Genomic DNA, 21,081 nt, shown 5'->3' with positions numbered 1-21,081 from the left:
CAAGAAGGGGTTCGAGAATTATGTATAAATTCTCGAACCCCTTCTGTTTATGTTTAGCTTCTAACCAACATCGCTACACTCCAGAACGCTGCGGATTGACCGTGCCAAAGATATGATACGGTGTTATCCCCTTTGAAAATAGACTATCGATCAGTTTGATCAATTCCTCCGACGATAGATCTTTGTCGTTGCGTATCCAAAGACGAAACATAGATATTAATGTTGAAATGTAAAACTCGATGATATATGGTGCCAAGACATCATCTGTTGGAAAATCCACAATCAATCGCTCAAAGGGAATTTCTCTTTTCAAGCGTTCCACAAAATGAACAGAACCATAGTCGCCCAATATAGCTTTAAGAACTGAAATCTCCTCTGCATTTTCTAAGCATTGAAGTGCATCTTGAATAGTATGTGTAGAAAACTCTCTGCCTGCCATTTCCTCCTTAATGGATTTCAAAATACGTTCTTCAACGCAGTCCAACAACTCATAGATATCTGTAAAGTATTGATAAAATGTACTCCGATTATATCCTGATTGGTTAGCAATCTCTTGAATAGATATTTTTTCGATGGGTTTTTGGCTATATAAATCGCAGAATACATTTATGAATGTCTGCCTTGTTTTGTCCGTAATTTCAGGTTGCTTTTTCATTATTTTCCTCCGTTTGCTGTTCGATCAATTATCCGACAGATATTAAAAATCTGATGGTTGATGACCGTATAGTGAATCAATACAATAATATTATACAACACGTTGTTGGATCATCAACAAGGATGAATATTGATTATTAGGAGGCTAAGATGAGAATTTTATTTTTCGGTAGAGGTGTAATATCGACCCAATACGCGTGGGCTTTCGAAAAGGCAGGCCACACCGTTGAGTTTTACGTTAGAAAAGGGAGAAAAGAAACCTTCGGAAGTCATATAGCGCTTGAAATGTGGGACGCACGAAGAGCGAAACGGTTAATCAAGGAAAACTGGAAAGTCAAGCTGCATGAGGAGATAAGCCCAAATTACGATCTTATTATTGCGAGTGTCAACACGAAACAACTTCCCGAAGCAGCACAATTACTATCGACTACCGCGGGTAACACCCCGATCCTTATTTTCAATAATATTTGGCAGGATTTAAAATCATCGATCTTGCCCTTGTCTATGAACAATGTTGTCTTTGGTTTCCCAGGAGCAGGAGGCGGCATTGAGGACAATAAGCTTAGGGGCGGCTTCTTAAAAACAATATTTCTCGAAAAACCACGTGTAGGCACGGAACAGATAAACAACAAGGTCAAAGAACTATTTGAAAGCGCCCATTTTAAAATCAATTGGATAAAGGATATGCAAAGCTGGCTATGGAATCACTTTGCCGTGAATGCGGCGATGGAGACCGAGGTGTTAAAACGGGGAAGTTTTCCAGCACTTATGAATCATCGTGACTCATTCGCAAATGTTGGTAAGAATATGCGGGAAATGGCACCTGTACTTAAAGCAAGAGGCGCAAAGATGGACGCGATTACTCTACTGTTGACCAAAATTCCATCAGCACTTCTCGGCACGCTGTTTAACAAGGTTATTTTTGCAAAGGGCAGCTTACCGCGACTTTTCATTGAATACAACAATAGTAAAGCCGGTTTTGCAGTACTTGAAGTTGTGAGAGAAGCAAAAAAGTTAGGTATACCTTCACCACGTCTTACTGCGGCATTTGCAAACACTGAGCAACAACACAAAGCTATTGAAAAAGGATAAACTGGAAAACTTGATATTGTTCAGACCAACATCAACTCTACTAATGGTTATAACAACTATAGCCCGAGCTTTAGAAGCTTCGGGCAAAGTAATTTATTAAAACAGGTAAATGTAGCTTCAAAACACTACACCCTAACCAACATCGCTACACTGACTCCACATGACTAGTGTGCTGTAACAAAATCAAAAAAAACGGCATCTCTGCCGTTTGTGTTTAAAGTGTTGATGCAGAAAGCGGCGGTTTTCATAAGATGAAAAGACACATGCACAGTATGCCTGTTGATGCGGCTCATTTCTAGCAATATTAGATGTGATTTTACCTGAAAGCCTTTAACATTAAAAATAATTGATTATGAAAATGTACTTCATTCGTATATATTTTTGTAACTAAACCAATGCACTTGTCTATGATTTCCCCAGTGAACTTTTGGGACATGATGGCTTTATTCGAATAGATCCTTACTGTCTTCCAGTCATGAATAATTTGGTCCAATAACGGGTCAAGCGTATTTTTTGCATTGATATGATCAATGTTGTACTTATAGAGAGTATTTAACCTGTATTTCTCAGAACATTTTCTATAAATAGTACTGCTCAGTGTTTCTATAATCGTTTCATTTTTTATAATGAGCTCGTAATTTTCTGCCAACAACAGTATATTATTCAAACTTTCCGTTATTTCATTTTGATACCTGCACATATTTTCTACGAATGTATTGATGGTTGTGTGTGCTAAATTCTTATTGTTCAAGATCTCATGATTACCGGGGGGCACTAGCGCATATTCCCAAAAGTAGTCTGGCATCTTTACGTGTTCCGAAGTCATACATGACCATTTAAATTCTGAAAATGGCAGAGAATATTGTCTGTATTCTGTAATATCATCAACCGTATATATTTCCTCGTTCGTAAGATTGAAGCCATAGACAAAAACAGGGTGCAGTCCATGTTTTTTGTTATAGTAAAAGTCTCTCCCGCGTTGATAAAATAAATCAATAAATATGGAAATCGGATGACCACTTGAAATAGAGTTTATGATCTCATCTTGTAACGTATCTAGTTCAGGGGATTTTTTACGAATAGAGATCCCCATTTCCTCAAGGATCTGATCTCCCTCCTCAAGATCCAACACCTCTAACTTGAAATATCCTCTTGTTTGTATTTTTTGTTTATTAAATCTATAAATACTAATAACATTATTCAAAATCGGCAACTCATCTTTTTTAAAATATCTGGCAAGCGTTAACAACAAATTGTAGCCGCAATTAAAATAAGGAAAATTATGATGAGGATACATTTTTGTCATGCCGTCGAAGGGCTGAAAGGTGTCCAGGGAAATAATTTCTTCCATAAAATATTTCTCCTATACTAAAATTATTGTTGATATTACGGCTATATTACCTCTTAACAAGGTTCATCATACGGTATTGCCGCGTTCCAGCCTTCATCTCTTCATATTTCTTCGAGCCGGGCAATGCGATGAATTCATTGATATCTCCAATATTCGTGCTCGCTTTGGCGTTGCTCGCAATCCCTTGTGTGCCAGTACGCTGCTTCGCACTCTCATCACATGATAGAAGAACATTCGAAGTCACATCCTGATTGCGGATTACAGACAGGCCTGCTTCCTCTAACAGCCTGATGTTCTGCGCTACCTGATCTCCCAGCATCAGCTCCGTATACAGAAATACGCCGCCAACTCTCATTATCCGGTACACCTCTTCATAGAATCGTGATCGGTTCGGATAGGCATGTGCGGATTCTATATTTAACACCACATCGAAGCTCTCGTCTGCAAACGGTATATTCTCCGCATCGCCGACGAGATACAAAGATTCACCCCCTCGGGATTTGGCATTGCAATAGGCAATATTCGCCGGGCAGATGTCGAGACCGACAATAGACAGCGGCTTGAAATATTTAGACAGAGCTGCTATGTTCCCTCCCCTGCCGCATCCGATGTCGATCACCTGCCGCTCCCGAATCGCCGTCCTGCCCACTGTCTCAAGCAGCAGCTTGACCGAGTTTCTATTCCATGCATCGTCGGGCTCGATCACCGCATGTTGCTCATTCCCGTGCGGGACGTAACCATAATTTAAGAAGGTGGCGAATCGGCCTATACCGGACAGCGCAAGAGAGTGCGAAATCTCGCTATAATCCCGAATTTCAGCCTCTTTCCGATTCCATTCGGAAGGGTGGACAAACTGCTCACGCCGGTCGAGCATCGATACATAACGGTCATCGTTCGTATATACCGCATCGCAGCTGCAGCATTGCAGCAATGCCTCCGACTGGACCAGCACGCCCTTGCAGCTGGAGCATACCAACCTTGCATGTAGATGTTGTAACATGACTATCACCCAGCCGACGTATGCATTTGATTCAACGCGTACACATTATAGTAATTTGGGATATTCAAATCTTCGTAGTAATCGATCACGGCATAGAAGCCGTTGGTTTGGAAGATGTTCTCGAGCCTGCTGATCTGCTCTCCATCCAGTCCGTGTACCTCCATTACAATTTGCCTGATTTTGCCCCAATCTTCCGGTTCGATTCCTTCCAGCACCTCAAACTCACTTTTTTCCACGTCGATTTTGAGCAGATCAATTTGGTTCAGATCATAAAAACGGATCATTTCGGAGATCGTAGTTAGCTTGCAACGATAGATTTGTTCATTCAGAAGCTTCGGCGACATAAGATGATCGACAAAGCGGTTTAGCATTCGCCGGTCAGCGAAATTATCTTCGTAATGGTTGATTAACCCGTATCGGAGATCCTGATCGTGGTTCTCCCTGTATTTGATCTGGACAGAGTCCGTGGACATCGTAGGAAAATAGGCAAACTCCGCTTCCTTGATCTCATTGGAAAGCCCGACGTTAACCGTCGTTACGCGAGGAAGCGAGCTCGTATTCATCTTCAAGAGTTTAAACGTCGGAGGCAGTGGCTCAAAGGCATATACTCTGCAGTCACTCTTGCTGCTGACATATAGGCTGAACATGCCGATATTAGCCCCGACGTCCAGGACCGTGCCATGATCCGGAAGCGTAATCCCGTGCTTGAAATACATCTCCTTTTGGAAAATCTCGTTGTAGAGAAACTCGGTCTCGCCATCGTTGTTTTGATAGATTTCAATCCCGTTGTGCAGCCGTTTTTTTGTAATGGCCTCTGTCTGCAATGGATGACGCTCATGCTCCGTCTTGCTCATTCAATTCACCTTCTCAATAATTTGTTTATAGGGCATTTCTCTAACTGCTGGCGCTTTCATAGCGTTTGACGGCCAGCTTCCAGAACAGCCTGACCACTAGAAGCGATATAACGGGAGCTACAAAAATCCATATCCCAAGGAACAAGTCCAATCGATCAATCAAATAAACCGACGGCATGTTGGTGATGAACAAGATCGGCACGACATACAGCCCAATTCTCCGCAGCCATTTGGGGTATATGTACATCGGCATATTGTTCAAATCCCAACATTTGTCGAGTATTTCGAAGATCGAACCGGACTTCACCGTCCAGAAGGCAAGGATTTGCGGAAGTAGAAGCACCGAATAGGTCACGATCGTGCTACTCAAGATCACGCCGATATATCCGGCCACGTGGATCAAGCTTGGCTCGATGTCAAGACGCCGCCAAGCCAGTACGATCATCGTGATCCCGGCGATCAGGTTCGGGATCGGAAACGCGAAGTTAACGTGCCGGAATGAAATCATGAACTGCAGCGAAAGCGGCTTCGTCATATACAAGTCAAGCGTCCCGTTGCGGATATGGCCGGCGAATCTATAAAAGTTATCCATAAACAGTCCTGTATAGATTGCGATCATAATCGTATAGGTCCCCGTGAAGATCAACATCTGGTCAGGAGAAATGCCATTGATTTCGATCCCGAGCTGGAAAACGAACAAGATATAGATCAGCTTGGAAAACAGAAATACGGTCTCCATGATCAAACCGGAGTAGAAATTCGCTTTGTATTCCATGTAACCGACCAAGCTGTTCTTTGCGAAAATAAAGAACATACGTACATGCTTCCGAAACTCCGTCAAGCTGATACTCACAGATCTAACCTCCAACGGCTACATATTTCCTCATCCCGGAATCCCACGACAACTTCGAAATCATCATAAGCACAATTACCCAGACCGCTTGTAAGAGGAGTCCGCGCACGATTTCATGAATCGCCATGCTCCCATTGATGATGTTAACCGGGAAGAATACGACATATTGAAACGGTAAATAGCTGGAGATTCTGGCAAACGTATCTCCGAAAATATTAAGCGGAAAGATGGCACCACTGAGCAGATAGACGCCTTGATTGAACGCGATATAAACGCCCCAAACCTCGGTAATGATGAACGCGAGAGCACTAATCGAATAAAAAAGCAGGAAGTTGATGAGCAGTCCGAACAGAATGCTGACCAGGAACATAACGATCTGCACCAGTCTAAGCTGAAACCCCCAAATCTGAGTAAAAACGATCATCAGTATGACGAATAAGACAAGGACGACCCCGATCTGAACCGTTTTCCCACCGAAAAAATTGCATATCCGATAGCTGAAATAATGAATGGGCTGAGCGATAAATTTGCTCAGTCCACCCGTCTTGATATCATTTGCGATTTCCCCTTCGAAGCCGGCAGAAACCAGCTTGGAGACGACGCCGGACAACACGGAATAAATGATGATCTGTGAATAAGTATAGCCATTAATAATCTCTTGCGGCGAACTGCGAAACACGGCCGTCCAGAGGAAGCATTGGACGAGAATGATGAAGCCGCCGCTGATGATACTCATAAAGAAATCGGTCCGATACTCCATCGCATTCTGAAGCGCAAGGATGTACGTCCTTTTATACTTCTGTAAGGCTTTCATGTCTGACCCCATCTTTCTGATACAAGCTTTCGATGCCTCGCTCGACAGGTATATCTTCAACTGTGAAATCGAGGATCGGGAACCGGTCCAGCATCATCTTGGAAAGCCGCTGAAGGTCATGCTTATCGATCTCCATGACGGCATTCATGCCGTCATGTTGCATGATAGCGCCATAGTCGCTTAGCGCTTGCCTTGGCACTTCGTCCGTAAATTGCAGCTTGATGATTTTTTTTGCATGAAACAACTCGTTCACACGCCGAAGATCGCCGTCGTATACGATCTTCCCTTGATTGATGATGATCGTTCGTTTGCACAAATCCTCAATATCAGCCATATAGTGGCTTGTCAGAATGACCGTTGCTTTCGTCTGCTGGTTATAATACTTCAGGAACTCCCGAATGCGCTTCTGCGAAATCAGATCGAGTCCGATTGTAGGCTCATCCAGAAAAATCACCTTAGGCCGGTGGATGAGCGACGCAATTAGCTCCATCTTCATCCGTTCCCCCAGCGAAAGCCTACGTACCTGAATATTGAGCAGATCTTTAACATCAAGTATCTCCGTAAGCTCATCCAGGACAAGGTTGTAGGGCTTATCCTCGACCTCATAAATGCATTTGTTCAGGTACAACGATTCGTTCGCCGGTAAATCCCACCACAACTGCGATTTCTGCCCCATCACGATCGAGAACTGCATCTTGAATTCTTTTTTTCGCTCCCAAGGGACATAGCCTAATACCGTCGCTTGCCCGCTTGTCGGATACAAGATGCCGGACAGCATCTTAAGCGTAGTTGTTTTGCCGGAACCGTTCGGGCCTAAGAACCCGACCATCTCGCCTTGCTCGATTACAAGTGATATCTCGCTAACCGCTTCTTTGATCAGTGATTTCCGCTTCACTAAATTTTTTAGCGATTTTTTGAACCCCAATTCTTTTTCGTAGTAATTGAAGCTTTTGGATAAGCGTTCCACTTGGATAATGCTCACTGGTTCACCTCATTTATGCTCATGTAGAATAGTTAAACACCGTGCAAATGCAAGACACTGCACTTGGAACATGCCGGTGTCAGTCGTTCATCCATCATTTCCCTTATCCTTCTGTAGGTCATGCCGTGCCATAATTCCTGTACGGACGCTTCATTTAATTTGCCGATCTCGAACTCCTTAAAAAATTTGCATGCAACAATCGTTCCATCGGGCGTAATATCCATCCGGTTCGAAAGAGCCAGGCACTTCTTGTTCATCGTGCCTTTACTCCTCACCTCTTTGCCGAGCACGAAATCTTCGATCTGGTCATAATCCAGATTCGGCTGGTAACGTAAACGCATTTTCCAGACCCGATTATTCACCCGGTCCAACTCGCTCATCAAAGCAGGGATACGCTCCGGATCGAGCTTGTAGTTAAATGCGTGCCAGCTTCGTTCGCCCTTGTGCTCGCTCGCCGGAAGGAAGTCAAACTTTTGGTCAAAGTAATCGTCCATTCCCTGCGTGCATTCGTCCGAGATGTACCACGGGAAGCAGACCATGACCATATCTACACCGACGTCCTCCAGAAAGTCCAGCAGATCGTAAAGCTTGTCGGTCATAGCATCGTTAACGACGGTATGGATCGTAATTTTGCCCCTGAATCGGTTTTCCTTGCGCAGCTCGATTAGCATCCGAATAGCATCTATCGCCTTGTTGAATACCCCTTTGCCGCGAAGCGCATCATTCTCTTCTTCGAATCCATCAAGAGCAATGAGCAGCTCCAGATTGTCGGAGATTCTCAGCAAGGCGTCCAGCTTTCGCTCGATCAGCATCGCGTTCGTGCAGATCGTCGTCTCGCGAGGATGGGCTTCAAGCAAATCGGCCAAACGGTCGAAATGGCTGTATACGAGCGGCTCGCCGCCCCAGATATAGAGTCTCGACTTGGCTGGTTCCGTCTCAAGGATCAGCTTCTCCAGCAGCCCGTAGTCGAGCTGTTCCCGCTGCTGCTCCGGTGTCATAAAGTGATGGTAGCCGGTGTCGTTCCATTGATAGCAATGCTTACAGCGCAAGTTGCATTGGTTCGTCAGTTTAATCCCGACCGACTCTGGCAACGGTGTCGCGTAACCCGCTATTTTCTCCATGTTCCGCTTTGTTTCCACCGTATTCTTGATAGTACGTTTCAATATTTGCAAATCCTTTGGGGAATGTTTAATCTCTGATTTTGGATTCATATCAACACACCCTTCTTAAACTTATTAGGTCATTCACATGAATCAATAGATATAATACCTTGAACAAGCCGTACAAATCGGAAGCATATTTTTTTTCATATACGCGCGATAATCTTTGTACTTGTCACTACTCCAGATATCCAGCAAACTCTCTTCGTTCACGTTGCCGAAGGTCAAATCATAGAAGGCATGGCAGGGCGAAACGTCGCCCCTTGCCGTAATCTCCGCATAAACCCATGGAAGGGAGCACCGATTTCGTTTATCAGCCATCTGATGGAATTGCCCCGAGAAATAGTTACTCAAATTTTGTTCATCTATCGTCTTCGGATAGGTGATCACATGGATGCGGTTTTTCAAGCAATACGCTTTAACATTATTGAGCTGTCTCGTCAATTCCGGAATATCGATCTGGCTGAACGAACTGGTGTCCCGCCAGACCATCCCCTTGGCATAAGGAGCTTCATGCACGTCGAATTTGTCACTAAGAACCTCCACATATTGGGCATACTGCTCTTCCGTTGCATAGAGCTGCACTTCCATGCTGATATGGTCCAACATCGACAAGTCGATATGCTTAAAGAAAAATTCCTCAACGTACATATAGTTCAAGGGCGTAATGATAAAGGATACACCCATTTTCGGAAATTGCTTGCCCTTGCTTTCCCGAAGCTCATAAAGCTTCTCGATCCCCTTGATTACTTTCTTGAATACGCCTTTGCCTCTCTGCCTATCGTTGATTTCCTCAGGGCCGTCGAGCGACATCCAGATCTTATTTGGAGCAGTCTCGACTAGCATCTCGGCATGCTGCTCAAGCAATGTGCCGTTCGTGGGGAAGTCCGCTATGCTTCCATAATGATTGATCATGGCGAGAATGTCGCTCAGCCAAGGGTACATCAGCGGCTCGCCGCCGAAGAAATCGTAATACGGCTTGCCCGGGCTGCACTCGACGATGATCTTTTTAATGAGATCCGGATCCAGATGCGCTAACGTTTTTTTGCTTTTATAGGGACCTTCGAGTCCCCACTCATAGCACATCTTGCATCGTAAATTACACTCCTCCAACAGCTGCATGACGATCCATCTCGGATAGCTTGTCTTTGTCTTATCTTGGACGACACTCAATTTGTTTACGCTCATCGCATAACCCCTTCTGCCATTGAAATCTTACCCCTTCGTTAACGCGACTCTCGCACAATAATGATCCACATAATTCGTCCGTTCTCCGGGTCTGTTCATGATCGCTTGATGCATCTCCCTAAGGACCTCTACGGAAAAATCCATCTCCCGCCACTTCTCGTAGCGTATTCCGAACCCCAGTGATTCCCACAATTCCAAATTGCTAAGCTCGTGACTTCCGAACGGCTCCAGCAGAATAAGAGGTGTTTCGGATGCAAGCGAGTCGATTAATGTGCCCGCTCCCGGCTTGGCCACGATAGCCATCGCCTCCGAAGCGATATCGAATAACCAATGATGATCAACCTCAGCCGCGTATGACTTCGTGTCTTCTCCCGTTATTTCGATGTATGGCGGAAACTCGTGCAGGCCGTTCGCACTCTTCACCCATGCACACCATTCCGGATCATTCATCCAATATCGGTGATCGGGATCGGGCTTCGCTTCCTTCCAATCGTAAGCTACGATATCAAGCCCATAGTTATGGCCGGCAAGCTCTGGAATTGTACTTTGATAAGTGCCCATCCCCCAGCCGCCGCCATGAACAACAAGCCGCCGCTTCCTTGAGTGGAAGGGCAGTGGCGTACGATGAAGAACTGGGACTTCGCATCGAATCTCCATCTTGTCAGTGTCATAGAGACAAGCATTGTAGTAATACTCGTCATAGCGAGAATGAAACTTCTTCAAGCTCTTCCAAGACGGGGCCAGATCTGAATCGACGTAGAGCAGGTCTACATGAATTTGATTCGGCAGCATCTTCTCCCTATACAAATCCAGAATATAGATCCAGTGTCCGGATAACGATATGAATTCGTACCGGTCTTCCGCTTTCCACGCCTCCAGCAATAGCTCGACCTGGGCATAATCAATGCTGTTGCGTATATCCATCGGCATTCGGGCCGATAAATTGGCAAGTGCGAAATTATTGTGGTAAGCCTTTCTGCTGTCTACAATATGATCCATCTTGTCTTGCTCCAAATAGCTTTCGAACACGAGCACTTCCGTCGCGATATCCCTTTTCTCGAAATCACTTGCAGCTAACAGACCGGGAATATAGAAACCCAGACCGAAACCCGAGCATAGAATCGTCACTTTACGCTTACCCATAAAATTTCTTCCTCCATTCATGGCTTCAAGCGCTTCGGACTGCATCAGCGGGCGATCTTGAAGGATAACGACGACAGCACCTCCTTAACCTTAGCGGTCAATCGTTCGTTATCCCATTCCCCCTGGATCAACGAATAATATAATCTGCCTTTCACCTGCTTATTCCGGATCCCCTTGCACTCGCTGACGACTTTGTTAATAAGGAGCGTATTCGCGCTTAACGGTAAAATACCGAATCCTCGATCAGGCTTATATAGAACACCCTCGCGGTCCAGCGATTCAAGCAATTGATCGAATGATACATCGCATGCAAACTGTAAAGTCGCATGCGTCATGCTCCCGGCCGTGTCGTGCTTCTTCAGGTAGCGGTCAACGTAATGCTTGATCAGACTCATCGATCTTCTTGCATTCACCTCAACAATCGGAACGATGCGGCCGTCTGTCAACAGCATAGAATCGACGCATACGTCGCCGTGATAACCCGACCGAAAAAGCTCGCGAGCCGCCCGTTTCATTACATCAAAATACTTCGCTTCCTGCAGCATATGAAGCAACCTATCGTCTGCTGTATAGGAGCCTTGGTAAGCAAAATTGTGATTAACCAACTGCTGCACTGAGATATGTCGGTAAGTACCGTCCGAATCGATGTGGAATTGGCAAGAAAAATCCAATTCCTTGCGGAGGAATGGCTCAATAATAAACCGAACCGTTTTTCCCTTGCCGCACTGATCGGCGACATAGGATGTGACTCGCTGCAAAATCGCTTCCGACTCGATCAGCAAATTCCCTTTCCCGGATACCCCAAACTCATCTTTGATCAGGAAGGATCCTTGATTCAGCAAAGTCAAGCCGCTTGCCAGCAGCTCTTCGGGAGAATAGACCGTCTGGCTGTCACACCGAAGATCAAGGCGACGGTTCAATTCGGTTGAATACAGCTTCGAATTGACAGTCTGAACCGTTTCGATAGCTGGAAAATCCTGTTTCAGCCCGTAACGCGCTGCAGTACGATCCGCCCCCGGAATGACGGCAAAGGGCGACAACCGGGCGCCGTCCAGCAAGTAGAGATCCATGTCACCCATTCGATCGGCTGATGTGAGCAGGTCGAATATATTGGCGGTTCTGCCTACGCTTCCTACATCAGGACTCTCGAGATTGGTTGAATTGGAAATAAATTCAAATCCGATCTCATGCAAATACTCTTTATGGCAAACGTTCATTCGATAGCGAGTAATGAGCTTATCCTGCGCCTCGCAAAATGGGAAGAGCAGCTCATCCATGGCCATCACGATATTCTCCATTTCAGGATCGTGAAACGACGGCAGTTTGGCTAGATTAGGGTCGCGCCAGAAGCGTTCCGCGTCAAATGTCCCGATAATGAGCTCGAACTTGCGTCTATCGTTCATACAGGCGCTGTTTTCTGCAGCTCCGAGATATAATTGCAGAAGGTCGTTACCGACTCCATAAGATCGAAGTCGAATTGTTCAAAATCGATTTCAATACCGAAACGCTCTTCCACCTGTAGTACAAAAGTAATTAGCTGTAAAGAGTCCAATCCCCCGTCTTCCATGATGTTCGAATGCTCGTTCAAACTGTTTGCCAGTTGGGCGTCTTCCTTGATTTCGCATATCATCGCTATGATCTGTTCTTGCATAGGTACCTCCCGTTTAATGGATTATTGACCCTGGTAATAATGGATCGTTCTAGCGAGTGCATCATGCAAACTGATCGCCGGTTCCCAGTCCATAATCGTCCTTGAAATGGTAATATCCGGCTTCCTTCTCCTTGGATCGTCTTCCGGCAACGGGAGAAACTCTAACTGCGCGTTGGACTTCATTAGCTCCTTCAATATTTGGGCGACTTCAAGTATGGTAACTTCCTCCGGATTCCCCAAATTGACTGGCTGTTCATACGTGGTGCTCAGCAGTCTCACAATCCCTTCCAGCAAATCGTCGATATACTGAAAGCTTCTCGTCTGTCTGCCGTCGCCATAAATCGTAAGGTTTTGCTTGGACATGATTTCATTAATGAAATTGGTAATGACGCGTCCGTCATGTAAATCCATCTTCGGACCGAATGTATTGAAGATCCGAATGACCCTTACCGGTATACCGTATTTCCTGTTCATCCAGTAGGTGATCGCCTCTGCATACCGCTTCGCTTCGTTGTAGCAGCTTCTTGCTCCAACCGAATTCACGTTGCCATAGTAGCTCTCCGGCTGAGGGTGAACAGTTGGGTTACCGTAGATCTCGCTTGTTGAAGCCAAGAAGAAAGCAGCCTGCTTTTCTTTGGCCAGATACAGCAGATGCATCGTCCCTTCGCTGTTGACCCTCATCGTTTCGATCGGATAGGACAGATATTTGGGCGGACTGGCAGGACTGGCAAAATGCATCACCCAATCGACAGGGCCTTCAATTGCGAGCGGATAAATGACGTCATGCTCGATAAATTTGAAATTTGGCGACCGTAAGAGATTGTCTATGTTGACAGTAGACCCGGTCAGAAAATTATCGACGCCGATAACGGTATGGCCTTCCCGCAGCAGCCTCTCGGCGAGGTTGGAACCGATGAAGCCTGCGACTCCTGTTAATACAATGAATATTATGATCCTCCCCCTTGCTTAAGGACTGTGAAACCACTATTAATTCAATCGAAACAGGTTTGGTTCTATGCATGAGTCACAAGATGTTGGGTTAAATACTAGGAGAGATTCTTGAGGTGAGTGGATCCGTTGTGGTTGTGCCGGAAAAAGCGCTTGAAGCAATGCGGATCGTTGAAAGACAAGAAGGCAATAGGCTGTCAGCAAACGGAATCTTTAAGACAAGAGCAACGGTTTGGCTTACTCAACACGCTGTCTCCCAACGATTATAATCCCGGCATCACTCCTTCCATAAATATGCCCGGATCACCACGGGCTTCGCGCTAAAGCTTCTATTCGGGTGCAAGAAGAGATATCCACAACTGACATCATCTGCTCCCTCAACATTACTGAATAACTACCTTCTTCAGCCATCGTTCAAGGAATATGGATTCTTCATTTTCTATATTCGTAATCAGCGTTTGTAAACTTTCGGAAATACTCGTATCCTTTGTCAAATTATATTTAATCGCTACATTCACAAGTATCTTTGCCTGAAGTTCAATGGCTGTGAATTCATCTATATGCTCTTGATTTAATTTAATTAAATGCCGATTATCATACAAGTACTTGAGTCTTAGCGTCATTATCTTCTTATGATCATAAAGTAAATGAAAGGGTCTTATATCAAGCATAACCTTATGTTCCAATGTCTCTTTCGCATAATTTAATAGAGTTGTGTATATTTGCATGCCGAAGTCAAGATTATCCTTGTCACCCCCGTAGTTGAACATCTCCCAATACTCCGGCGTTTGCTTAGTGAAATAATTTCTTATAGAATTCAATAGGGTATCTGCACTGAATTTATCCTGATATTGATCATTGAATGTATACAGATAAACCATTTCTCTAAGGTAATCATGATTGGTTGTTAGATGATTTGTGTCGAACGCAAGATTGAAATCATTAAATGATATCTCAGCCTGACTATACACCCCGTTCTTAAAAAAATCGGAAACATACAACATCTCTCTATCCAAATCATAGCCGTAAACAAATATGTCATGATGCAATTGAAGTTTATTGTAGCGATCGCTTAGGGGCACGTAGAAATAATTGATCATGGTGTGGACATAGTTATTAGCATTAATATTTTCTACAATAAAATGAATAACAGAGTCCCATTTAGTTGTTACAGTATCTCTATGTATCTTTTGAGTAGTAATCCATTTGCACGCATCCGAAGGCCGCAGCTCATAAGTCACAGGAAAATAAAAATCTCCCCAATGGTGTTTATAATCTTTGTTAATAAACAATTGGATATAATTGCTAAATATCCATGGGTGTGCGCACTCGTAATGGGTAAGTATGGACAAGAGATGAGCATGTTGCGTATATGTTGTAATCATCGGATAACTGACCGGCAATATTTTTCTGCCTAACGTTTGAGTTGAATTCTTCAACCTCTCGTTCACCCCTCGTTATCTGGTTAAATAGCTTAAGCATTTCGAATCAGTATATCTCATTTAGCAATAAGCGCTTCGTGCTTGCCCTGTCCAGTTTTCCTGTTTTTGTTTTTGGAATGTTATCGATAATCCTCCATTGTCTAGGCACTTTATACGTTGACAAATGCAAGTTGCAATGTCGTGTCAGTGCATCTATATCAACCAGGCATTCATTAAAAACTTTCAGAAATGCGATAGGCACTTCGCCTAACAGATCATCGTGTACACCAACAACCATGACCTCCTCCACTTCTTTCAAGCCGTACAAAAATTCCTCGATTTCTTCCGGATAGATATTGATACCGCCGGATATAATGATATTCTTCTTTCGGCCTGTGAGTATAAGACACCCTGATTCATTCCAATATCCCAAATCTCCTGTCTTTAACCAACCCTCAACAATGGTAGCGTTCGTTAACTCCGGGTTTTTGTAATAACCGAGCATCACATTCGGGCCCTTGACCCAAATTTCTCCGATAGCAGCTCCTTCTACCTCATTCTCTTCTTCGTCAACAAGACAAATAGAAACGTCATTTATGGGTGATCCACAGGATAAGTAGCGCTCTCCCCGTTCCATCATGGTCACCCGCGGAGAAGCTTCGGTCAATCCATAGGTTTGAATAATGTCCGCGTGAGGAAATACAGTCTGAAGATGGTCTACTAATTTCGCGGGAATCGCCGCACCGCTAATTACAATAAATTCAATGGAATCAAAGGCACTCCAGTTCTTTGTCTGATGGAAATCGGAAACAAAGTGCATCAATTGCGTAGGCACCGCTGAGAATCCCGTGACCGCCTTATTCTGAAACAGTTTAAACGCTGTGCGCGGCAGCAAGGGCAAGCTGATAAGTTTAATTCGGGTTCCATATAACATACAAGAAATCAATTGCGTGACAATCGTAGAACTGAAATGAACGGGCATCGTTACAAGAAACGAATCTTGTTCTGTATATCCCACCTTTCCGCCATGTGCCAACGCATTCGTTAATACATTCCAATGGGATAACATAACGATTTTAGATTTTCCGGTTGTGCCCGATGTAGGAAGGAGAATCGCACATTGATTGGGATCGGACTGATTGGTTAACGAGATCGATTCGAACGAAGGCATTGGTTCTTGCGATAAATCCTGAGCGGTAACCCAAGGAATGTCGGAATTTAAATGCGCTGGCTGTGCAGATTTGCTGATAACCAATTTGGCGTCACTGGCATTTAAAATATTTTCAATTTCAGTATTGGACGCCGAATAAGGAACCGGTACTAACACATAACCGCAGAATTGAATGCCCAGCGCCGCAAAAATGAACAAGGGCTCATTATTTGTGTATAATGCAAGATGGCTTCCGGACTCAAGCTCAAAATTCTTGTGGATATATAAAGAAATCAAGTAAGCTTCTGTCATCACTTCTGCGTAAGTCCATTGCTGCTTTAGATCTTCAAGGATAATATGATCTTGGCGATCAGAGGCCTCCAGAAATAGACGCTGAATGATAGTCATCATAGCGTTTTCACAGTCAAATAATTAAGGATTAATCCAGCCGTGGAGAACTTCTCAAATAACAGATCTTCATCAGGGATGGAGATGTTAAACTTCGATTCCACTAAAACAATAAGCTTGATGAAGCCTACTGAATCGATCCCTTGGTCCAACAAACGGGTATCGTGGTCTTCCGGATACTCGATGTCCAGCTCAGCAAAAATTTCATCTCTCAAGATATATTCTATTGATTTAGACATCATATTCCCCCGTTAGATAATCTTTAGAAAGGCTGATTTAAGAGGATAGTATACGTGATAAGCAAGTGAGAGTATTGTGAAGAAAAAAAAGTTCATAACGATGTACAAGGTGAATTTGCACTGAAAGAGTTGTTTGCATAGTTGTATGCAGAGATTCTGCAATTCATGCTGGAGGCGGAGTATGACACGATGCAGGACATAAAAAGCTTGACGCGAAGAGTACAACGACGGAAATAATTGAGGGTTACCATCGTCAACATCGCAAAGCCAAAGAAAAAAGCATTTTCCCAAGCAATGAAGCGTTGCTGAAAATGCTTTACAAAACTACGATGAATGTCACTCGTAAATGGACAGAGTGTATATAAAACTGGGAGTAAGTCCCCAATCAACTCTCCATTTTCTTCCTCGACGGGATCGAACTATACTGCGTAAAGTCTTGCTTGGTAGCGTTTACACTAGTAGATTTACAGCACCAAGCGCCCGATATATTTAATATAATTACAAATATACCAATTGTCAACAGTTTTGAAAAAGCCCGTTGATGCCAAGGAGACGTTCAACGCATGCTGTTGGGCTGTCAAGAACGAACGTCAATTATTTAAGGAGAACGGCTCGACTTCAAACTGGAATCGCTCATGAACACGATACAGAACCACGTGTATCAGCGTCCAAAGCTGAGTTAATGAAGTTTTGCCTCGCTTTGACGTCCAATCGAAATCAGTTATAACTCTAGCACATGGGTAAACACGGTTTCCAGTAACCTCTTTCATCCGTTCGGAAAGAAAGAGGTTACTGGTACGAAAGTCTGGCTGTTGGCCAGCGGCGAGCCACATGAAGATGATATTTTCACGAACCGCCCTACAAGGCTTCTCTACCCACATTTGGCTACAAGCGTGATGATAAGAAGCTTCTACTTGATGAGATCTATGCCCCTATAGTTCAAGAAATTTCACCTCTATCTGTATTATAGGTACAAAAAAAGACACGGAAGAACAACTCCGTGCCTATATAAAGCAATTATCCCGCTTCACCGAACTTCAAATTGAAGGTCAACAAGTCTTTAAGCAGGCACTTCAAAGACTTATTCAAAAAATTGAAGTTATTAAAGACGGTTCAATCAAAGCCATACATTATATATTTCCCGTCCTCAATCCATAAGGAAGTTGGAACAACGAGAGGCGTATGAATTAATCCTGCCCCTTCCATTTTAACATCGCCACCGATTCCACATGCACCGTATGCGGGAACATATCCACCGGCGTTACCTCCACGGTGCGATAGCCGCCATCTTCCAACACACGAAGATCACGTGCCAGCGTACTCGGATTACAACTCACGTAAACCACGCGTTCCGGCTTCATCTCCAGGATGGTATCGAGCAAACGCGGGTCGCAGCCTTTTCGTGGTGGGTCGACAACGATGACGTCAGCTTCGATGCCTTGTTCTTTCCAGCGCGGGATGACGTCCTCAGAGGCACCAACTTCGAACTTGACGTTGCGCATCTCGTTCAATAGAGCATTGCTACGCGCATCCTCAATTGCTTCGGGCACGATCTCAACACCATACACCTGATCCGCATGTTGCGCGAGGAAAAGAGAAATCGTACCGATGCCGCAATAGGCATCAATCACCGTCTCTTTGCCGCTCAGTCCTGCGTACTCTACCGTTTTCCCATACAGTACTTCCGTCTGCACCGGATTCACCTGATAGAACGAACGTGCCGAGATGGCAAACTGCACATCACCGATATAATCATAAATTACATCACGGCCCCACAGGACGCGGGTTTCATCGCCAAAGATGACGTTGGTCTGTTTTTTGTTCACGTTCTGGCAGATGCTTGCCACATGCGGAATCGCTTCACGGATACTGCCAATCCATTCGTCTTTGTACGGAATGTCTCGACCATTCGTGACCAGTACGAGCATCATCTCGCCAGTACGGAATGCCTTCTTCACAACCACATGGCGCAATAAGCCGCGACCTGTCTCTTCGTTATAGGCGCTAATTCCAAAATGACTGCCGATCTCCTTCACCTTCGCGACCACTTCGTCATTGTGCTCATGTTGAATAAGACAGCTCTCCATATCGATGATCCGGTGACTTCCTTTAGCATAAAAACCACCTACCAGACCACCCTCGGCAGCTCCAATTGGCACCTGTGCTTTATTCCGATAGCGCCATGGCTCGTCCATACCCATCGTAGGCAGTACGCGAATCGCGTGTTCTGTATTTTCTGCATCCTCCATCATCACGTTCAACTTGCCAATCCGTTGCAAATTATCGATCACCAACTGGCGTTTCCACGCAAGCTGTCCGGCATAACTCATATGCTGGATCTGGCAGCCGCCGCACTGATCGTAGATCGGGCAAGGCGCTGACACTCGATCCGGGCTTGCTTTCACGATTTCCAGCAGTTTAGCGTAACCGTACTGCTTCTTGGTTTTCATCACACGCACACGCACGGTTTCACCTGGAAGCGCACCCTGCACAAAGAGCGTGTATCCATTCGCACGACCTACACCCTCACCGTCATGGTTCATACCAATGATGTCGATGACGGTCTCCTCATTTTTGCTAACGGGCAGTCCTTCGATTGGTGCAGATTCACGCGTTCTTCCCTTTGGACGAACGGCAGAAAGAGATGCGCCTTGTGGCCGCACCTCTTTTCCCTGCTGACGTGTAGATGGACGAGATGATTGACTTGGCTGACGGGACGCTGAAGCGTTCCCTTGCCCCTGAGAGGCAGCCGAATTCCGGCGGTTTTTTCCACGACCGCTGCGGTTCGTATTAGACAACGTACATTCACTTCTTTCTTCTTATATGGTATCACATCAAAAAATAACGTTCCGAATTTCTAATGAATTTCAGAAACGTTATATCATTTCGAATGGTGTTTTCCGACCTTTTTCGTTCATTTTCTCCAAAATAACAACGCTGAGATTCGTTAGATTCGCAACTTAAGCGATTTCGCCACATTAAGGCTTTCTGAGTTCGTTAAGCTCAACACACAGTGACCACATGAGATTATACGCGATCCCACCGTACACAGCAACTGGAAAATGCACTTCCATCACGCCTTACGGCAGAGCTGAATCCAACTCTCCTCACCACTTGTGCGATGCTATACAACAACCACTGCGGCATTAACGCTTTCCGCAAGCGACCACATTCTCCGCCAAGTGCCAAGTTTAACGATACAACATCAGATGATGACGCAAATTCGTAAACGTAGCAGGCAGCGTGCCGCCCAACTCTCCATCGAGGTTCAATTGTACATATCCCGGGGACGTAACTTCCATATGACTCGTCTGGAAATGAACCACTTTCTTGTCGTTCAGATGTTCCCCACGCAGCGCAAGCGTTACGAGGCGGATCATATCAGCCAAATTACATTTCCTCACGCAAATGACATCGAACAGACCATCATCAATGGTTGCACCTGGAGCCAACTTCTCAAATCCCCCGACCGAATTGGTATTGGCGATGAGGAATAACATGAATTCATCATGGATTTCTTCCTGACCGTCGGCGCGAATAATCAGCTCCTGGGGAGACAGGCTCGCCATTTTCTCAATACCCTTCATATAATAGGCCAGTTGCCCAATCATCGTTTTCAGACGACTCGGTACTTCATAGGTCAGTTCAGTCAGTGATCCACCGCCGGCGATGTTGATAAAATATTTATCATTTGCTTTGCCCAGATCGAGCGGACGAAGCTGCTGGTTAATGACCAGATCCACGTAATCTTCCCACTGTCTCGGAATGCCGAGTGCACGTGCAAAATCATTTGTCGTTCCCAAAGGAAACACACCCAGCGGAGGACGGTTCTCCCGCTCCGCCATACCATTAATCACTTCGTACAACGTGCCATCGCCACCAGCAGCAATAATCATGTCATATCCGCGCTCAATCGCGAGTTCGGCTTCCCGGGTTGCGTCACCTTCGCCCGTTGTTGCGTGACATGAAGCTTCAATACCACCTTGATCCAAACGCTGCAAAATGTCAGCCAGACGTTTCTTCATTTCTTCCCGGCCTGAGGTCGGATTATATATTAAGCGAGCTTTTTTCATCTCATACGCCACCTATTCCACATTATCCATGAGTCTAAACGACCTCATATTCTTACGTTGCATCAGTCCACAAAAGGGCATATTTTTTACACAATAATGA

At 44.9% G+C, this 21,081-nt stretch carries 20 protein-coding genes and 1 pseudogene; 3 read left to right on the top strand and 18 right to left on the bottom strand.

All coding sequences use genetic code 11. The features are described 5' to 3' along the window. Positions 1-73 precede the first annotated feature (73 nt). The gene (locus MHH25_RS04185; protein WP_017690637.1) at positions 74-655 is read right to left on the bottom strand and encodes a TetR/AcrR family transcriptional regulator; all 582 of its coding nucleotides are present in this window, start codon (positions 653-655) and stop codon (positions 74-76) included. A 149-nt stretch (positions 656-804) separates the two neighbouring features. Between MHH25_RS04185 and MHH25_RS04180 the strand changes: the two genes are divergently transcribed. Next, positions 805-1,746, top strand: coding sequence for a 2-dehydropantoate 2-reductase N-terminal domain-containing protein (locus MHH25_RS04180; protein ID WP_036668355.1), 942 nt, complete (start codon positions 805-807; stop codon positions 1,744-1,746). 316 nt (positions 1,747-2,062) lie between these two features. Here MHH25_RS04180 and MHH25_RS04175 read toward each other — a convergent pair whose 3' ends face one another. Genes MHH25_RS04175 through MHH25_RS04120 form a run of 12 tightly spaced genes read right to left on the bottom strand, consistent with a single transcriptional unit; the run spans position 2,063 to position 13,684 of the window. Beyond that, a complete protein-coding gene (locus MHH25_RS04175; protein WP_340019238.1) occupies positions 2,063-3,097 on the bottom strand; it encodes a hypothetical protein in 1,035 nt (344 codons plus the stop codon). A gap of 46 nt (positions 3,098-3,143) precedes the next feature. Beyond that, on the bottom strand, positions 3,144-4,097 hold the full coding sequence (locus tag MHH25_RS04170) for a class I SAM-dependent methyltransferase (protein ID WP_051446948.1): 954 nt from the start codon (positions 4,095-4,097) through the stop codon (positions 3,144-3,146). Positions 4,098-4,102: 5 nt separating this feature from the next. Then, positions 4,103-4,951: an FkbM family methyltransferase gene (locus MHH25_RS04165; protein WP_340019237.1), complete on the bottom strand. Its 849-nt coding sequence runs from the start codon at positions 4,949-4,951 to the stop codon at positions 4,103-4,105. 40 nt (positions 4,952-4,991) lie between these two features. Further along, positions 4,992-5,804: an ABC-2 family transporter protein gene (locus MHH25_RS04160; RefSeq protein WP_017690645.1), complete on the bottom strand. Its 813-nt coding sequence runs from the start codon at positions 5,802-5,804 to the stop codon at positions 4,992-4,994. Positions 5,805-5,808: 4 nt separating this feature from the next. Then, on the bottom strand, positions 5,809-6,618 hold the full coding sequence (locus MHH25_RS04155) for an ABC-2 family transporter protein (protein WP_340019236.1): 810 nt from the start codon (positions 6,616-6,618) through the stop codon (positions 5,809-5,811). Continuing rightward, positions 6,596-7,600, bottom strand: coding sequence for an ATP-binding cassette domain-containing protein (locus MHH25_RS04150; RefSeq protein ID WP_017690647.1), 1,005 nt, complete (start codon positions 7,598-7,600; stop codon positions 6,596-6,598). The genes MHH25_RS04155 and MHH25_RS04150 overlap by 23 nt, the downstream gene beginning before the upstream one ends. A 32-nt stretch (positions 7,601-7,632) precedes the next feature. Further along, positions 7,633-8,811 carry a radical SAM protein gene (locus MHH25_RS04145; protein ID WP_340019235.1) on the bottom strand — a complete coding sequence of 393 codons (1,179 nt, stop codon included), beginning with the start codon at positions 8,809-8,811 and terminating at the stop codon, positions 7,633-7,635. A 42-nt stretch (positions 8,812-8,853) separates the two neighbouring features. Continuing rightward, a complete protein-coding gene (locus MHH25_RS04140; protein ID WP_047840523.1) occupies positions 8,854-9,948 on the bottom strand; it encodes a radical SAM protein in 1,095 nt (364 codons plus the stop codon). Between the two features lie 27 nt (positions 9,949-9,975). Further along, positions 9,976-11,091: a UDP-glucuronosyltransferase gene (locus MHH25_RS04135; RefSeq protein ID WP_340019234.1), complete on the bottom strand. Its 1,116-nt coding sequence runs from the start codon at positions 11,089-11,091 to the stop codon at positions 9,976-9,978. Between the two features lie 44 nt (positions 11,092-11,135). Further along, positions 11,136-12,494, bottom strand: a complete 1,359-nt coding sequence (locus tag MHH25_RS04130) for a hypothetical protein (protein WP_340019233.1) — start codon at positions 12,492-12,494, stop codon at positions 11,136-11,138. Next, positions 12,491-12,742, bottom strand: a complete 252-nt coding sequence (locus MHH25_RS04125; protein WP_340019232.1) for an acyl carrier protein — start codon at positions 12,740-12,742, stop codon at positions 12,491-12,493. Before MHH25_RS04125 ends, MHH25_RS04130 begins: the two co-directional genes overlap by 4 nt. A 21-nt stretch (positions 12,743-12,763) precedes the next feature. Then, on the bottom strand, positions 12,764-13,684 hold the full coding sequence (locus MHH25_RS04120; RefSeq protein WP_340020442.1) for an NAD-dependent epimerase/dehydratase family protein: 921 nt from the start codon (positions 13,682-13,684) through the stop codon (positions 12,764-12,766). 122 nt (positions 13,685-13,806) lie between these two features. On the opposite strand from MHH25_RS04120, the gene MHH25_RS04115 reads away from it, so the two are divergent. Then, positions 13,807-13,959, top strand: a complete 153-nt coding sequence (locus MHH25_RS04115) for a hypothetical protein (protein WP_340019231.1) — start codon at positions 13,807-13,809, stop codon at positions 13,957-13,959. Between the two features lie 114 nt (positions 13,960-14,073). Here the strand turns inward: MHH25_RS04115 and MHH25_RS04110 are convergent, their stop codons facing one another. The 3 genes from MHH25_RS04110 to MHH25_RS04100 are packed head-to-tail and all read right to left on the bottom strand — an operon-like array spanning position 14,074 to position 16,911. After that, positions 14,074-15,129: a hypothetical protein gene (locus MHH25_RS04110; protein WP_340019230.1), complete on the bottom strand. Its 1,056-nt coding sequence runs from the start codon at positions 15,127-15,129 to the stop codon at positions 14,074-14,076. A 49-nt stretch (positions 15,130-15,178) separates the two neighbouring features. Beyond that, entirely contained in the window at positions 15,179-16,672 is a 1,494-nt protein-coding gene (locus MHH25_RS04105; RefSeq protein ID WP_340019228.1) for a class I adenylate-forming enzyme family protein, read from the bottom strand. Further along, positions 16,669-16,911: an acyl carrier protein gene (locus MHH25_RS04100; protein WP_340019227.1), complete on the bottom strand. Its 243-nt coding sequence runs from the start codon at positions 16,909-16,911 to the stop codon at positions 16,669-16,671. The genes MHH25_RS04105 and MHH25_RS04100 overlap by 4 nt, the downstream gene beginning before the upstream one ends. 221 nt (positions 16,912-17,132) lie before the next feature. Here MHH25_RS04100 and MHH25_RS04095 point away from each other — a divergent pair. Beyond that, positions 17,133-17,273 (top strand): annotated as a pseudogene (locus tag MHH25_RS04095) (IS256 family transposase); the annotation flags it as partial. Positions 17,274-18,095: 822 nt separating this feature from the next. Here the strand turns inward: MHH25_RS04095 and rlmD are convergent. Together rlmD and MHH25_RS04085 are read right to left on the bottom strand one after the other, a co-directional pair. Continuing rightward, positions 18,096-19,706 carry a 23S rRNA (uracil(1939)-C(5))-methyltransferase RlmD gene (gene rlmD, locus MHH25_RS04090; RefSeq protein ID WP_340019226.1) on the bottom strand — a complete coding sequence of 537 codons (1,611 nt, stop codon included), beginning with the start codon at positions 19,704-19,706 and terminating at the stop codon, positions 18,096-18,098. A 393-nt stretch (positions 19,707-20,099) separates the two neighbouring features. After that, complete coding sequence (locus tag MHH25_RS04085) at positions 20,100-20,981, bottom strand: diacylglycerol kinase (protein WP_047840512.1); 882 nt, start codon at positions 20,979-20,981, stop codon at positions 20,100-20,102. Positions 20,982-21,081 lie beyond the last annotated feature (100 nt).

The sequence above is a fragment of the Paenibacillus sp. FSL H3-0457 genome (assembly GCF_037981725.1).
Classification (GTDB): domain Bacteria; phylum Bacillota; class Bacilli; order Paenibacillales; family Paenibacillaceae; genus Paenibacillus; species Paenibacillus amylolyticus.
This window is presented reverse-complemented; position numbering and strand designations above follow the sequence as displayed.